19 protein-coding genes are annotated in these 15,056 nt (G+C 54.1%); 3 read left to right on the forward strand and 16 right to left on the reverse strand.

Going from position 1 to position 15,056, the window contains the following annotated elements:
• Nucleotides 1-39: 39 nt before the first annotated feature.
• The 12 genes from recO to folK form a co-directional block, all read right to left on the reverse strand.
• A complete protein-coding gene (gene recO, locus P8T57_RS19615; RefSeq protein WP_341364070.1) occupies nt 40-795 on the reverse strand; it encodes a DNA repair protein RecO in 756 nt (251 codons plus the stop codon).
• A gap of 9 nt (nt 796-804) precedes the next feature.
• Nucleotides 805-972 carry a hypothetical protein gene (locus P8T57_RS19620; RefSeq protein ID WP_167710567.1) on the reverse strand — a complete coding sequence of 56 codons (168 nt, stop codon included), beginning with the start codon at nt 970-972 and terminating at the stop codon, nt 805-807.
• Nucleotides 972-1,175 (reverse strand): hypothetical protein, encoded by a 204-nt coding sequence (locus P8T57_RS19625; RefSeq protein WP_007089496.1) that lies wholly within the window; start codon nt 1,173-1,175, stop codon nt 972-974. The genes P8T57_RS19620 and P8T57_RS19625 overlap by 1 nt, the downstream gene beginning before the upstream one ends.
• 77 nt (nt 1,176-1,252) lie before the next feature.
• A complete protein-coding gene (era, locus tag P8T57_RS19630) occupies nt 1,253-2,191 on the reverse strand; it encodes a GTPase Era (protein ID WP_007089495.1) in 939 nt (312 codons plus the stop codon).
• On the reverse strand, nt 2,184-2,867 hold the full coding sequence (gene rnc / locus P8T57_RS19635) for a ribonuclease III (protein ID WP_341364071.1): 684 nt from the start codon (nt 2,865-2,867) through the stop codon (nt 2,184-2,186). Before rnc ends, era begins: the two co-directional genes overlap by 8 nt.
• A complete protein-coding gene (lepB, locus tag P8T57_RS19640; RefSeq protein ID WP_037991232.1) occupies nt 2,867-3,613 on the reverse strand; it encodes a signal peptidase I in 747 nt (248 codons plus the stop codon). Before lepB ends, rnc begins: the two co-directional genes overlap by 1 nt.
• Nucleotides 3,614-3,643: 30 nt before the next feature.
• A complete protein-coding gene (acpS, locus tag P8T57_RS19645; protein WP_007089492.1) occupies nt 3,644-4,039 on the reverse strand; it encodes a holo-ACP synthase in 396 nt (131 codons plus the stop codon).
• On the reverse strand, nt 4,039-4,785 hold the full coding sequence (locus tag P8T57_RS19650) for a pyridoxine 5'-phosphate synthase (RefSeq protein WP_341364072.1): 747 nt from the start codon (nt 4,783-4,785) through the stop codon (nt 4,039-4,041). Before P8T57_RS19650 ends, acpS begins: the two co-directional genes overlap by 1 nt.
• Nucleotides 4,782-5,444: a DUF2062 domain-containing protein gene (locus P8T57_RS19655; RefSeq protein ID WP_223305105.1), complete on the reverse strand. Its 663-nt coding sequence runs from the start codon at nt 5,442-5,444 to the stop codon at nt 4,782-4,784. The genes P8T57_RS19650 and P8T57_RS19655 overlap by 4 nt, the downstream gene beginning before the upstream one ends.
• 179 nt (nt 5,445-5,623) lie before the next feature.
• Entirely contained in the window at nt 5,624-7,765 is a 2,142-nt protein-coding gene (locus tag P8T57_RS19660; protein WP_341364073.1) for a bifunctional (p)ppGpp synthetase/guanosine-3',5'-bis(diphosphate) 3'-pyrophosphohydrolase, read from the reverse strand.
• Nucleotides 7,766-7,906: 141 nt separating this feature from the next.
• Nucleotides 7,907-8,245, reverse strand: coding sequence for a DNA-directed RNA polymerase subunit omega (rpoZ, locus tag P8T57_RS19665; RefSeq protein ID WP_007089488.1), 339 nt, complete (start codon nt 8,243-8,245; stop codon nt 7,907-7,909).
• Between the two features lie 116 nt (nt 8,246-8,361).
• The gene (folK, locus tag P8T57_RS19670; protein WP_037991235.1) at nt 8,362-8,889 is read right to left on the reverse strand and encodes a 2-amino-4-hydroxy-6-hydroxymethyldihydropteridine diphosphokinase; all 528 of its coding nucleotides are present in this window, start codon (nt 8,887-8,889) and stop codon (nt 8,362-8,364) included.
• Between the two features lie 191 nt (nt 8,890-9,080).
• On the opposite strand from folK, the gene P8T57_RS19675 reads away from it, so the two are divergent.
• The 3 genes from P8T57_RS19675 to recQ all read left to right on the forward strand — a co-directional run bounded on the left by P8T57_RS19675 (nt 9,081) and on the right by recQ (nt 12,248).
• Complete coding sequence (locus P8T57_RS19675; RefSeq protein WP_007089486.1) at nt 9,081-9,689, forward strand: NYN domain-containing protein; 609 nt, start codon at nt 9,081-9,083, stop codon at nt 9,687-9,689.
• A gap of 65 nt (nt 9,690-9,754) precedes the next feature.
• A complete protein-coding gene (locus tag P8T57_RS19680; RefSeq protein ID WP_007089485.1) occupies nt 9,755-10,396 on the forward strand; it encodes a uracil-DNA glycosylase in 642 nt (213 codons plus the stop codon).
• A gap of 1 nt (nt 10,397) precedes the next feature.
• On the forward strand, nt 10,398-12,248 hold the full coding sequence (recQ, locus tag P8T57_RS19685) for a DNA helicase RecQ (RefSeq protein WP_341364074.1): 1,851 nt from the start codon (nt 10,398-10,400) through the stop codon (nt 12,246-12,248).
• Nucleotides 12,249-12,260: 12 nt separating this feature from the next.
• On the opposite strand, the gene P8T57_RS19690 is transcribed toward recQ, so the two are convergent.
• The 4 genes from P8T57_RS19690 to dapA all read right to left on the reverse strand — a co-directional run bounded on the left by P8T57_RS19690 (nt 12,261) and on the right by dapA (nt 15,014).
• Entirely contained in the window at nt 12,261-12,761 is a 501-nt protein-coding gene (locus P8T57_RS19690) for a glutathione peroxidase (RefSeq protein ID WP_139328143.1), read from the reverse strand.
• A gap of 88 nt (nt 12,762-12,849) precedes the next feature.
• Nucleotides 12,850-13,509, reverse strand: a complete 660-nt coding sequence (locus tag P8T57_RS19695) for a sulfite oxidase-like oxidoreductase (RefSeq protein ID WP_063091942.1) — start codon at nt 13,507-13,509, stop codon at nt 12,850-12,852.
• 119 nt (nt 13,510-13,628) lie between these two features.
• Nucleotides 13,629-14,105, reverse strand: a complete 477-nt coding sequence (gene smpB / locus P8T57_RS19700; protein WP_007089481.1) for an SsrA-binding protein SmpB — start codon at nt 14,103-14,105, stop codon at nt 13,629-13,631.
• Nucleotides 14,106-14,135: 30 nt separating this feature from the next.
• Complete coding sequence (gene dapA / locus P8T57_RS19705) at nt 14,136-15,014, reverse strand: 4-hydroxy-tetrahydrodipicolinate synthase (RefSeq protein ID WP_007089480.1); 879 nt, start codon at nt 15,012-15,014, stop codon at nt 14,136-14,138.
• Between the last annotated feature and the right edge of the window lie 42 nt (nt 15,015-15,056).

Here is a 15,056-nt window from a genome sequence, read left to right on the forward strand (position 1 = left end):
CGGTTATGGTCAACACAAGTCCGCATCAAAGTACGGTATTTATTTTTCATCGGCGTCTACTGCCCGCCAGATATGGCTCACCAGCCGGTCGCGCGCGGCAACGGGCCTCACACCCTTTGCTTCAAAAATATCGCGATGAATGAAAAATCCGGTCAGTTTGATCCCTTGGCGAAACTGTTCATTCAATCCCTGATCGCGGCTGCTTTGTGCGGCCCTGCCTGCGGCAAGGAATGCCGGTAACGGCAACAGGCGATCACGATATGCCGTTCCTGCGGCCTCGGAAACGGCCCGGCCGCTTTTGGGGGATACAAAGCAGAGGTCATCGGCAACATCCGTTGCCGCACACCGATCAAGGCTGAGCCCATAGCCAAGCTCGTCAAGCAACCCGACTTCCCATCGGATGTAAGACGCCAGCCATTGCTCCGTCTTAAGGGCGGAAAGCAATGCAACCGTCCCCTGATACAATGCGGTGTGCGCTTCGCGTTCGGGCAATGTGACTTCCAGCATCGCACAGGCCGAACTCAACGCCATCAAGGGCCCGGGGGATAGCAGCAAATCGGCAACATGCGCGCCCGTCAGCTCGCAACGGAACTGCCCCAGATGTTCTGATAATCTGGCAGACCATCCGACACGAACTTCATTCCCCGGCTCCAGCGTACCGCGCATTGATTTGCTGGTGGCACCGCGCACCATGCCTGCATATCGACCATAGTCGCGCGTCAGCACCGACAAACGGACAGAGTTCTCACCGAGCTTGCGCGTGGAAAGGACGATCGCATCATCACGCCAGTCCATCCTGCACCTCTAGAAAAAACCGCGCGGCACGATCAGACGGGTAACAAGGAAGAAAAGCCCGACAAGGCTGGATGCAAGACAGATGAACGCAACAATAAAAACAATACGTTTCAATGTGTTGCTGCTTGCAACGTGATCAATTGCATCATTAATCGGGTCATTGTCGTGCCTGGTCATTACGACGGTCCATTTCCATTCAAACGCCAAAGCAAACCAAGAACGAAGGTGGCAATAGCCGCCAACAACGCCAGCAGATTAACCGGGCGCGAGAGGAATGATTTGTCGCGCTCGATATTTTTACCATCATGCCGGTAACGAAACGGTCGCCGGGCGACACGTGCAACGATCATCGCGGCAACGGCGCCAACGACGATCAACACTATTCCCCATAAAGATCCGTTTTCCATATCCAAACCTGCAGGCAGGGCAAATGTGCGCGAAATTGACGCGCCATGTATCAAGCGTTGGGATCAAGTCCCCACATCGCAAAACGATTGGGATCATCGCCCCAGTTTTCGCGCACCTTGACGAACAGGAACAGATGAACCCGACGTTCGAAAATCGCTTCAAGTTCCTTTCTGGCATCACTGCCAAGGGCCTTGATACGCTTACCACCCTTGCCAAGGATGATGGCTTTCTGGCCTTCGCGCTCGACGAAAATCGTCTGCTCCAGCTTGACGGAACCATCCTTGCGTTCTTCCCACAATTCGGTTTCGACCGTTGCGGAATACGGCAATTCCTGCTGTAGCTGATAGTAAAGTTTTTCGCGTGTTATTTCTGCCGCCAACAACCGCAACGGCATATCCGAAACGTCATCCTCGGGGAACATCCACGGACCATCGGGCATCTTGGCCGCAAGGAAATTCACCAGATCCTGCGTACCAGAACCCTTTTTGGCCGAAATCATGAAGACATCGGTGAAAACTTCCTCGGCAAAGAATTCCTGCGACAGACGCAGCAGCTTTTCCTTGTCGGCCACCTTGTCGACTTTGTTCATCGCCAGAATGGCTTTGCGATTCTGGGATTTAAGCTGATCAATGATCGCGCGCACCTCGTCGGTGATCCCTGCCCCGGCATCAATCACCAGAACCACAAGATCGGCATCATCCGCACCGTTCCAGGCGGCTTTGACCATTGCACGGTCAAGACGGCGCTTCGGCGCAAAAATGCCCGGCGTGTCGATAAACACCAACTGCGCGTCATCGGTCATGACAATGCCGCGCACGCGCGTGCGTGTTGTCTGCACCTTGGGCGAAACGATGGATACTTTTGTGCCAACAAGCTGATTGAGCAATGTCGATTTTCCGGCGTTTGGCGCCCCGACAAGTGCGACAAAGCCGCAACGCTGCTGATAAGGTAATCTGTCTTCGTTCACCGGAGTGGGAACCTCATTCATGGTTCAGTGTATCCAACATCAATTGAGCAGCCAGTTGTTCTGCCTCGCGTTTCGATTTGCCCTCGGCCTTTACACTTTCACCGTCTCCGGTGCTCAGTTCAATGGTAAAGACAGGTGCATGCGCGGGGCCCTGACGACCGACCATTTCATATTTCGGCAATGGCTTGCCACGTCCCTGCAAAAGTTCCTGCAATCGGGTTTTTGCATCTTGCGGCGGCTTGGGCGCTTCATCGAGAAGCGGCAGCCAAAGCCGTTCGATAAATTCTCTTGCCGGTTCCAGACCACCGTCAAGATAGAGTGCGGCAATCACCGCCTCCATGCAATCAGATAAAATGGCGGGATTGGTATCCGCACCGGCGGCACGTTCGCCTTTTGCCATCTGGATATGGCCGCCAAGGCCGATCTGCTGTGCCAGTCTGGCAAGCGTTTCACGACGGACCAGCGCGACAAAACGCTTGGCCATAGCACCTTCGCGCTCGCGCCCGAAACGCGTATAAAGCATTTCGGCAACAACCAGCCCCAGAACCCTGTCGCCCAGAAACTCCAGCCGTTCATTGCCGCCGCTTAACGCATCCTTGCCTTTTGCGGCACTGCGATGCGTCAACGCAACCCGAAGCAGATCGGGTTGCGCAAACTCGTGATCAATCTCGGCAATCAATGGCACCGTTTCGGCCATCAGTTGACCCCCTGGAACAGTCGGTCAAACCGGATGCTGCCCAAGTCATAGATCGGCTGTGAACTGTCTTTGGAATAGAACAGGAATTCAGCACGTCCCACGAGGTTTTCGATCGGGACAAACCGGAAGCGCGACGGGAAGGCCCGGCTATCGGCCGAATTGTCGCGGTTATCGCCCATCATGAAGAAATGCCCTTCGGGGACGGTAAACGGTTCGGTGTTATCGCTTGGCCCCTGATCGCCAAAGATCTCGAGGATACGATGAACCTTACCATTCGGAAGTGTTTCGATATATTGCGGAACGGCAATCGCCTGCCCGCTGCCATCGGTCAGGATATAGTCTTCGATCCGGTCACGTTCTACCGTCTGGCCATTAATCAGCAAACGGCCATTGGTGACCTGAACCGTATCGCCCGGCAGGCCGATCACGCGTTTGATATAATCCTGCGACGGATCAGCAGGCAGTTTGAAAACCACCACATCGCCGCGTTCCGGTTCGGACGACATGATGCGACCGGGAATCAGCGGCACGCTGAACGGCAGGCTGTGCTTTGAATATCCATAGGAAAATTTCGACACAAACAAATAGTCACCAACCAGCAAGGTCGGGATCATCGAACCGGATGGAATATTAAACGGTTCGAAGGCGAATGTCCGAACCAGAAGCGCGATCACAATGGCCCAGAAAACGGTTTTGAAGGTGTCCAGAAGTCCACCCGTTTTCTTCTTTTGCACTAGCTTTTCCATTCAGTATTTAAACCAATCACTTTTTGCCAATCAATCGGCCGAAATTACAACGACCGCATTCGCCAGCGGGTATTCGTCTGTCAGCGTTACATAAACTGATGCAACTTTTCCCTCTGGCGTCAATTCTTCAAGTCTTTTCAGCGCCCCGTCAATCAGGACCATGTCGGGTTTGCCGCTCGGCTGGTGCACAACACCCATCGTGCTGTGATACACGCCACGACGAAACCCCGTACCCAGCGCCTTGGAACAGGCTTCCTTTGCCGCAAAGGACATCGCCAGTGACGACGCCGTGCGGTGCGGGCGACGTTTGGCACGCGCGATCTCGACGTCGGTGAAAACACGGTTCATGAAACGCTCGCCATGGCGTTCCAGCGCGGTTTCAATCCGCCGGATATCACACAGATCGGTGCCAATGCCAATAATCATTATTGGTCGCCACTTTCCTGACGTGCCTCGTCCATCAACCGGCGCATTTCCGCGATACTGTTTTCAAGCCCGGTGAAGACGGCCTCGCCGATCAGAAAATGCCCGATATTGAGTTCGGCAATCTCGGGCATCGCCGCAATTGGCGAAACGGTATCAAAGCCAAGCCCATGCCCGGCATGAACTTCAAGGCCGATACTTGCACCATAACGCACGGCATCCCTAATGCGGTCCAGTTCGCGCGCCTGTGCGGCACCGGTTGCTTCGCAATAGGCACCCGTATGGATTTCGACAACAGGCGCGCCAAGATGTCTGGCCGCATCGAGCTGCGCCTTCGATGCTTCGATAAACAGCGATACCCGAATACCGGCAGCCCCCAGTTCGGCAACATATCTTTTCAGGTGATTGTGACCACCCGCCGCATCCAGCCCGCCTTCCGTCGTGCGTTCTTCACGCTTCTCCGGAACAATGCAGGCGGCATGGGGTTTTGCCGCAATCGCAATGGCCAGCATTTCATCGGTTGCCGCCATTTCGAAATTCAGCGGAAGATCAATTTCCGCACGCAACCGATTGATATCATTATCGGATATATGGCGACGATCTTCGCGCAAATGGGCCGTAATACCGTCAGCGCCGGCCTTTGCGGCCAGTTTGGCAGCCCGGACCGGATCGGGATGCGCCCCACCCCGTGCGTTACGGATCGTGGCAACATGATCGATATTCACACCCAGTCTTAATTTCGCACTCATTGCGTTTCGTCCTGCTTTTTGGTGGCACTGGCCGCTGCCGAACCGATTTTCTTTTTGGCACTTTCAAGCATCGGTCCAAGACCGTGGCGTTCGGATGTTTTCATCCGGCGCAGAATGCGATTGTGACGATAGATGACCACGGCCCGACGTACCGGGAAGTAAAACAGCATCCAGACGACAAGTGAAGTGGGAACACACCCGACCATCATCGGCCAGATAATATCGACGATACTGTCCCACAACTGGCCAAGCCGGGCCTGATCGACCGTATCCCAGTGACCGAAAATCAGGCCACCACCGATATAGCTTAATCCCATAACCACAAAATCCCAAAGGACCGCCATGTTGAAATGCACGGTATCCGCGGCACGATCAACGCCAAGGATCCAGTTCCCGCACGTATATAACCACAGCCATATGAAGGGGAATGTCCAGGGATTGCCGACAATGGTGCCAAGCAATGACGCCACCAGATTGCTGCGCGTCAGCATGCTGAACAATGCCGAAAGGACAAAATGGAAGCCGATAAACGGGGTAAAGGATATTGCCGCCCCAATGGCAAAGCCCGAAGCAATGCTATAGGGCGTCCCGGGAAGTCGCGCGACCCGATGGGCGAAATATCGCGAAGACCTACGCCAGCCGCCGCGCGGCCAAAGCACATTTCTTATGCGTTGAAAAGATGTCGGTTTGATACGGCGCCGGAACATGCAGGATCAATTCATAGGCCAAACGGGACAGGCATAAAACAGGTGTGGCATATGCGTAAGTGTTAGCCGCCCGAATGGCAAGGGTTTTGCGCCCGATTTGACCAAAAGGCGAACTCCTTCACAATCCTGTTTCATCCGCGTGCACGCTCGACGGTGTTGACCACAGGTGTCGCGCGCAATGCCGCGATAATGTTGGTCAGATGTTTGACGTCAACCACATCAATATCGATCAGCATTTCAAAGAAATCCTGCGTGCGGTTGGTGAAGCGAAGGTTGGTGATGTTGCCGTGGTTCTTGGCAATCACACTGGTAATGGAACTTAATGCCCCCTGTTCATGGCCAACCGTAAGGCCAAGGCGGCCGATGAAATGTTCTGGTTCACCGTCATTATCCCAGCCGACATCAAGCCAGCGTTCCGGCTGTTCGGTAAAGGTTTCAAGCGTATCGCAATCAATCGTGTGAATGGTAACGCCCTTGCCGGTCGTGACGATCCCGACAATGCGGTCCCCCGGCAGCGGATGGCAGCAACCGGCATAATGCACGGCCATTCCCGGTATCAGCCCCTTAAGCGGTATGGCGTGATCATGCTTGCGGTTTCGCGCACGCTCATGCGGGATCACTTTCCGGGCGGTTTCGACGTCCTTTGAGCCCGGGAACACCGCATGCACGACTTCCCGACCGGTATGATGTCCCGCACCAACAGATGCCAGAAGCGTATCAACACTCGGCATTTTGAAGATTTTCAATACGCCATCAATGGCCTTGTCGGAATAGTCATACCCCTCCTGGCGGAATGCCTTCTGCAGGATGGCTTTCCCAAGGTCCTTGTATTGATCGTCCTGTTGCTGCCGGATAAAGCGGCGAATACGCGCGCGCGCCTTGCCTGTAACAACGAAGCGCTCCCATGTCGGATTCGGGGTCTGCGCCTTCGAGGTGACAATTTCGATCTGATCGCCATTGTTCAGCGTCGTGCGCAACGGCACCATCGCGCCGTTGACCTTCGCCCCGACGCATGTGTCGCCGATATGGGTGTGGATCATGTATGCGAAATCGACCGGCGTCGCACCAGCAGGCAGGGCAATCACATCGCCCTTGGGGCTGAAACAGAACACCTGATCCTGAAACATCGCCAGCTTGGTATGTTCCAGAAACTCTTCGGGCTCGGATGCGTGTTCAAGGATATCAAGCAGATCGCGCAGCCAGCGATACTGAACACCTTCCTTGTTTTCATCCCCACTGCCCTGCTTGTAGGCCCAGTGCGCAGCAACACCGTTCTCGTTGACCTCGTGCATCTGTCGCGTGCGGATTTGCACTTCGATGCGATGGTTTTCAGGGCCAAGGACGGTGGTATGTATCGACCGGTAACCGTTGGGCTTGGGCGTTGATATGTAATCCTTGAACCGGCCCGGAATGACCTTGTAATTGGCATGCAGATAGCCAAGAACCTCATAGCATTGCGGCATGTCATCGACCAGAACGCGGAACGCCATGATGTCGGACAGCTCGCCGAACGTGATGTTCTTGCGCTGCATCTTCTGCCAGATCGAATATGGCCGTTTTTCACGTCCGTAAATATCGACCGACAGCCCCTGGCGGCTGATGACGTCTTTTAGCTCGGCAACGATGCGGTTGACGACATTGTCGTCCTTCTCGCGCAGGAATTCCAGCCGGGCGCGGATCGAATCACGTGCTTCGGGATTGATATGCTGAAAGGCGAGATCTTCAAGTTCTTCCTTGATGTCATGCATACCGATGCGTTCGGCAAGCGGGGCATAAATCTCAAGCGTTTCTGCCGCAATCCGCACCCGTTTTTCGGGTTTCGGGATGTAATGCAGCGTGCGCATGTTATGCAGACGGTCGGCAAGCTTCACCAGAAGAACACGGATGTCCTCGGACATCGCCAGCAACAGCTTGCGGAAATTCTCCGCCTGCTTTGAATCGGCAGATTTCAGTTCAATCTGTGTCAGCTTGGTCACACCATCGACCAGCTTCATGATGTTGCTGCCAAACAGCTTGGTAATTTCCTGCGGCGTTGCGTCGGTGTCTTCGATGGTGTCGTGCAGCAGCGCCGTGATGATCGTGTCGCAATCCAGCTTGTAGTTCGTCAGGATACCTGCAACTTCGATCGGATGGGAAAAGTACGGGTCGCCATTGGCACGCTTTTGCGAACCATGTTTCTGGGTCGCATAGACATATGCCCGGTTCAGCGATGTTTCGCATGCATCCGGATCATAGGCCTTAACCCGTTCCACAAGTTCGTATTGGCGCATCATTCAGTGGCTTCTCCGTATTCATCCAAAGGCCGAAATCCGGCCCTTTCATAAGATAGTACGATTTGGATAAAAAAAAGCCACGGAAGATAATCACCGTGGCTTTTCTTTTGAACTTTGCCTCAGAACAAAATTTCTTTGGTCTTATTCGTCTTCGTCAGCAGACGGAATGGTCACACCAACCGAGGCATCCTGAATTGCTTCTGCCATCAGTTTCGGACCAAAATCGTCTTCGGATTCTTCGGGTTCATCGACTTCAACATGCCGCTGCAGGCCGGAAACCATGCCATTGCGCAGATCGTCATAATCAACGGTCTGTTCTGCGATTTCACGCAAAGCGACAACCGGGTTCTTGTCGTTGTCACGATCAATGGTCAGTTCGGCACCGGCCGAGATGTTGCGTGCACGCTGAGCTGCCAGCATCACGAGCTCGAAGCGGTTCGGAATCTTTTCAACGCAATCTTCGACGGTAACGCGCGCCATAAATGTCTCCAGAAATACTTTTGGGGTGTCCAGACCGGACTTTATAGCGTCGCATTTGCTTTGTTGCAACAGCGAAGCCATCGGGATGAACAGGTTTTTAGCGGATTTTTTGCATATCAGGATTGTTTTCGGATTTCCTGATCCGTCGGAAGGTCCGATATCAGATCGTTAATCGACCGATGAAGTTGCGGATGATGCCATTCGGGCACGATATCGCGCAGCGGCAGCAGAACGAACGCCCGTTGGTGCATGCGGGGATGGGGCACCTGAATGCCGCCCTCCTCGATCAGCAGATCATCCCCGTAGGCAATCAGATCAAGATCAATCACCCGTGCTTCGTTTCTTTCGCGTCGAACGCGGCCAAATTCCGCCTCGACATGGTGAAGACGTGCCAGAAGATCATGCGCACCCAAAGCGGTTTCAAGCCGCGCAACGCCGTTGACATACCAAGGCTGATCCGAAACCGGAACCGGTGCCGTCTCGTAGAACGGGGATACGTTTGCCACAGAAATGTCGCCATCCTCGGTCAATCGTCTAAGGGCTGCTTTCAATGTATCGGCTGGTGCCCCATATTCCTCCGTAGGAAGATTGGCTCCAAAGGCGATCAGAATCACCCTGTCATTACGGGCAGTATCGTTGTTCATGGTCGACTTGCTCACGAAACTGGCTGTTACACATCATTTGCGGGGATGCTGGCGCATAACTACGGAAGCGATCCCGTTGTGTCCACGATATTTTCGCCCTTTCTTTGTGTGCAGTTGCACGGTAAAAAAGTCGGCGTTTCCCGAATTTTGGAAACGGCATTATTAAAAAGCTATGTTTGAGGAATTTTCAGATGATTTTTTACCCGCAGGAACGCATCGGGCTGTTCATTGACGGCTCGAACCTCTATGCCGCCGCCAGGGCCCTTGGTTTCGACATAGATTACAAACGCTTACTTGATCTTTTTGCACAAAAAGGTCAACTGATCCGGGCCTTTTATTACACTGCACTGATCGAAGATCAGGAATATTCCCCCATCCGTCCGCTCGTCGACTGGCTTGACTATAACGGCTATACCATGGTCACCAAACCGACCAAGGAATTCACCGATGCCGCAGGTCGCCGCAAGATCAAAGGCAACATGGATATCGAGCTGGCAATCGACGTGATGGAAATGGCACAACATCTTGATCATGTTGTCATTTTCTCCGGCGATGGCGATTTCCGCCGCCTTGTTGACGCTGTTCAGCGCAAAGGCGTTCGTGTCACTGTTGTGTCGACCGTGAAATCAAATCCGCCAATGGTTGCCGATGAATTGCGTCGTCAGGCCGACAACTTTATCGAGCTGACGGAACTGGAAGGGACAATCGCCCGCAAGATCCAGCAGCGTCGCGAAGACGACCATCCGGATTTTGATGATCACCCGGAACATCCTGATCTGAATGAAATTGATTTCGATTAATCACCTTTTTCAACTAAACGACCGGGCGCAGCACGCATTGCGCCCGGCAAACTGTCGGACACGTCATGACCACCTATCTGCAACCCGACAGGGACTGCCTACTTTGCCCGCGCCTTGTTGAGTTCCGCCGTGCCAATCAGGCAAAGTTTCCCGATTTTTATAACGGCCCCGTCCGCCCGTTCGGCCCCCTTGACGCACGTCTGCTTGTCGTCGGTCTTGCCCCGGGGTTAAAGGGGGCGAATGCAACCGGCCGTCCTTTCACCGGTGATTATGCCGGTGATCTGCTTTACGGCACGCTCAAGAAATTCGGCTTCGCCACGGGCACCTATGCAAAGCGCCCCGACGACGGGCTTGAACTGGTTGATTGCCGAATCACCAATGCCGTCAAATGCGTACCGCCTGAAAACAAGCCGACAGGCCCCGAAGCCAATACCTGCCGCCCCTTCCTGATCAGTGAATTTGCCGCGATGAAAAACCTTTCGGCCATTCTGTGCCTTGGACAGGTGGCCCATCAGGCAATGCTGCGCACCTTTGGCCTGAAGCTTTCATCCCTGAAATTCGGTCATGGGGCATCCCATCAAATGGAAAACGGGATTACACTGTTTGATAGCTATCACTGTTCGCGCTACAACACCCAGACCTATCGCCTGACGCCAGAGATGTTTGAAAACGTCTTTGTCGATATCCGCGCACATCTGGACCGTTAAATTGCCTGATACAGCACCCCTACCCGGCTTGCTCGACCGACCTGCGCAACGTCTGCCGATTGACGTCCTGCGGGACGTTTTCGGCTATGACAGTTTTCGCGGTCAGCAGGCCGAAATCATCGATCATGTGATTGCCGGAAACGATGCACTGGTCCTGATGCCGACCGGTGGCGGCAAATCTTTGTGTTATCAGATCCCTGCCCTTTGTCGTTCGGGAACGGCAATTGTTGTATCGCCCCTGATTGCCTTGATGAAGGATCAGGTCGATGCACTAAGCCAGCTTGGGGTCAAGGCGGCCTTTATCAATTCAACACTTTCCCCGGACGCGGCGCGCGAAATCGAAACCCGCGCAATTGATGGCGATATCGATCTGCTTTATGTCGCCCCGGAACGGTTTGCGACGGATCGTTTTCTGAACCTGCTTGACCGGATCAGCATATCGCTATTTGCCATTGACGAAGCACACTGTGTTTCGCAATGGGGGCATGATTTCCGCCCGGAATACCGTCGGCTTGACCTTCTGCCAACGCGTTTCCCGCATGTGCCGCGGGTTGCCTTGACCGCAACTGCGGACACGCCAACCCGCAAGGACATTGCCGAAAACCTGCATCTGACAAATGCGCAATGCTTCCTGACCGGCTTTGACCGCCCGAACATTACCTATCGGATCGAAACAAAGGGCAATTCAAAGCAGCGCCTTCTGTCGTTTCTGAACCGTGAGCATCCCGAAGATGCCGGGATTGTCTATTGCCTGTCGCGTCGCAAGACCGAGGATGTCGCGCAATGGCTTACCGATAACGGTCGCCCGGCCTTGCCTTATCACGCAGGTCTGACACAGGAAACAAGACAGCTTCATCAGGACAGGTTCCTGCGCGAAGACGGTCTGATCATTTGCGCCACGGTCGCCTTTGGCATGGGGATCGACAAGCCGAATGTCCGTTTTGTCGCCCATCTGAACCTGCCCAAGAGCATGGAAGCCTATTATCAGGAAACCGGCCGTGCGGGCCGCGATGGTCTGCCAGCCAATGCATGGATGAATTACGATCTATCCGATATCGTTTCCATCCGTTCCATGCTGGCATCATCCGATGCGCCCGACAGTCAGAAACGCATCGAAAGCCGCAAACTCGATGCGCTGGTTGGCCTTGCCGAAACCACCAGATGCCGCCGACAGGTGATTTTGTCCTATTTCGGCGAAGAAGACACAAAACCCTGCGGCAATTGCGATACCTGCCTTGAACCGGTCGATACCTGGGATGCGACCGAGGCATCGCGTAAGGCACTTTCGGCGGTCTATCGTACCGGACAGCGGTTCGGTCCGGCCCACATCATCGAAGTCCTGATGGGACGCAAGACCGAAAAAATCCGTCAGAACAACCATGATGACCTTTCGGTTTACGGTATTGGCAAGGATGTGTCACAGCCGCAATGGCGGTCGGTCTTCCGCCAGTTGCTTGCCATGGGATATCTTCAGGTCGATGTCGAGGGGCACGGTGGCGTTTACCTGACCGAAGAATCCCGCCCCGTCCTGCGCGGCGAAAAAGTCGTTGAAATGCGCAAGGACCCCGGCGAAAGCAAACGCACCATGACCAAGCGGCTGCGTGATTTCGATACCGAGTTCGAGAACGAGGAAGATCGTGATCTGTGGGAGCGCCTACGCACCCTGCGCCGCGAGCTTGCCACCAGCCAGAATGTTCCGCCTTATGTCATTTTCAGTGACAGAACCCTTTGGGAAATGGTCCGCTTCAAACCACGGACATTGCAGGATATGGCATCAATCAACGGGGTTGGCGTCAAGAAACTCGACCAGTACGGTCTTGTTTTCCTTGATGTCATGGATGGTCGGCGCTGATCGGGACCGGCATCAAGACCCTGACAGTGCTTCCTTGATTGCACTCACAACCACATCATCTTCCGGCTTGATCCGGGTGGCAAAACTGGCAACCAGATTGCCGTTCGGATCGACCAGATATTTGTGGAAATTCCATTTCGGGGCCTGATCGCTGCCAAGTTCGGCCTCCGCCCATTTAAAGAACGGATGCGCATCTTCTCCGCGAACCGACTGTTTGGTGGTCATCGGGAAATCGACATCAAAATTGACGGTACAGAAATCCTTGATTTCGCTGTCATCGGCGTATTCCTGCCCGCCGAAATCGCCCGAAGGAACCCCCAGAACAACCAGTCCGTCGGCCCGATAGTCCGACCATAGCGCCTGAAGCCCGGTATATTGCGGGGTGTAACCACACATCGACGCCGTATTGACGACCAGAACCGCCTTGCCGCGATAATCCGCAAGGTCGATTTCGCCCCCGTCAATCGACGGGAATGAAAAATCATAGGCGTTGGTCGCTTTATCGCTGGCCATGGCAGAATTTCCAATCATCAGGCAAATGAAGCCGCACAAACCGGTATTCAACAGATTCCGCATTCCGTTTCCGAAAGTTCTGGTTTTCCTAGCCATATCGCTCTTCCGTCCATGGATCGGCATTATTGTGATAGCCACGTACTTCCCAAAATCCGGGTTTGTCGGTTTTGGAAAATGTTATCTGCTTCACCCATTTTGCACTTTTCCAGAAATACAGCTTGGGGATGATCACCCGAACCGGGCCGCCATGTTCCTCGGTCAGTGGTGCGTCTTCCCAATGATGGGCCAGCAACACGTCATCATCGATAAACTGATCAATCCGAACATTGGTCGTATAGCCGTCATGGGCGGTGAAAAGCACGTGGCGGGCATCTGATGTCGGCTTTACCAGATCGGCAAGCGATAAGGCTGACACACCCTGCCAGTGATTGTCGTAGCGCGACCAGCTGGTCACGCAATGAATATCGTTTTTGGCCATAAAGGGCGGCAGATCAAGCAATTGTCCGAAATCAAGCGTGACGGGGTTTTCAACCGCACCATCAATCGTCAGGCGAAAGTCATCCGTTCCGACATGCGGCGTAATGCCAAGATCAAGCACCGGCCAGTCCTTGACCTCGCGCTGGCCGGGTGGCAGGCGATTTTCATGTGCATGATCGGCCTGCCCCGTCAAAAGACGGCCGTTTTCTGCCCATTTCTGTTTCGCTTCGATCAGCTTTTCCTTGATCTTGCCACTGAAACCATCAGCCATTCATCATCCTCCCTGACCACATCATACGAAAAATGGCGCAGTCATGTTCACCATGTCTGCGCCATTTATGCATTCTATCGCCATTGGCAAGCAATACACATGCTTGCGAGGCAGGACTATTATCCGAAATCCCGCATGATCCGGGCCTTGTCACGCTGCCAGTCACGTTCCTTGACCGCCTCGCGCTTATCAGCCTTTTTCTTGCCTTCCGCTATCGCCAGTTCAAGCTTGGCGATGCCGCGATCATTGAAATAAAGCTTCACCGGAACAAGGGTGAACCCCTTTTTGTTCAGGGCGTCGCTCATTTTCGTGATTTCGCGTTTATGCAGAAGCAGTTTGCGCGGACGGCGTTCTTCATGGCCGAACGGCATCTTGCTTTGATATTCTGGAATATAGGCATTAATCAGCCAGATCTCGCCGTTCTTTTCTTCGGCATAGGATTCCTGAATGTTCCCCTTGCCGTCACGAAGCGACTTGACCTCGGTCCCGCGCAGGGCGACCCCGGCTTCAAAAGTTTCCGTCAGGAAAAAATCAAACCGGGCCCGCCTGTTTTGCGCGACGACCTTATTATTGCTGTCTTCTTTTTTCGGTGCCATTACAACAACTTGTAGGCCGAAATTAATCCCTTAGGACAAAATTCCGGCAGTGCGCAGCGCGGATTCAACGCGCTGCTTGGATTCTTCGGTAATCTCGACCATCGGCAGACGCATGTGGCTGCCGCAAAGGCCAAGAAGCTCGGCTGCATATTTGACCGGTCCCGGGCTGGTTTCGCAGAACATCGCCTTGTGAACCGGCAGAAGTCGATAATTCAACTCCTGAACCTTGGCAATGTTCCCGGCCGCCCATGCAGCGTGCAATTCCGCGCAAAGCTTCGGCGCGATGTTGGACGTGACCGAAATGCAGCCATGCCCGCCCTGCGCCAGGAACGGAACAATGGTGCCGTCTTCGCCCGACAACTGGCAGAAATCCGCCCCTGCCGCCAAACGCGTCAATGCCGGACGTTCCAGATCGCTGGTCGCGTCCTTCACACCGACGATACGCGGCAGTTTCGAAAGCTGTGCCATCGTATCAACCGACATGTCCACGACCGACCGGCCCGGAATGTTGTAGATCACGATCGGAATATCGGTCGCGTCATGAATAGCCTTGTAATGCGCATACAGGCCACGCTGACCGGGTTTATTGTAATACGGTGTTACAACAAGTGCCGCATCCGCACCGGCATTCTGGGCATGACGGGTCAGCGAAATCGCTTCGGCGGTCGAATTTGAACCGGTTCCGGCGATAACCGGGCCGCGACCCTTGGCAACTTCAAGTGCCAGTTCGACAACGCGGTGGTGTTCCGCATGGCTCAAAGTCGGCGATTCACCCGTGGTTCCGACCGGCACAACACCGGTCGTGCCCTGTTTAAGTTGCCAATCCACAAACGACTGGAACGCTTTCTCATCGATTGCACCATCCTGTGTGAACGGTGTAATCAAAGCGGTAATCGAACCCTTAAACATCGATATCTCCAAATCTTATCGTGGATTGAAAGCGACGCGAAA

This window comes from Thalassospira sp. SN3W (assembly GCF_038070535.1).
GTDB classification, from domain to species: Bacteria; Pseudomonadota; Alphaproteobacteria; order Rhodospirillales; family Thalassospiraceae; genus Thalassospira; species Thalassospira xiamenensis.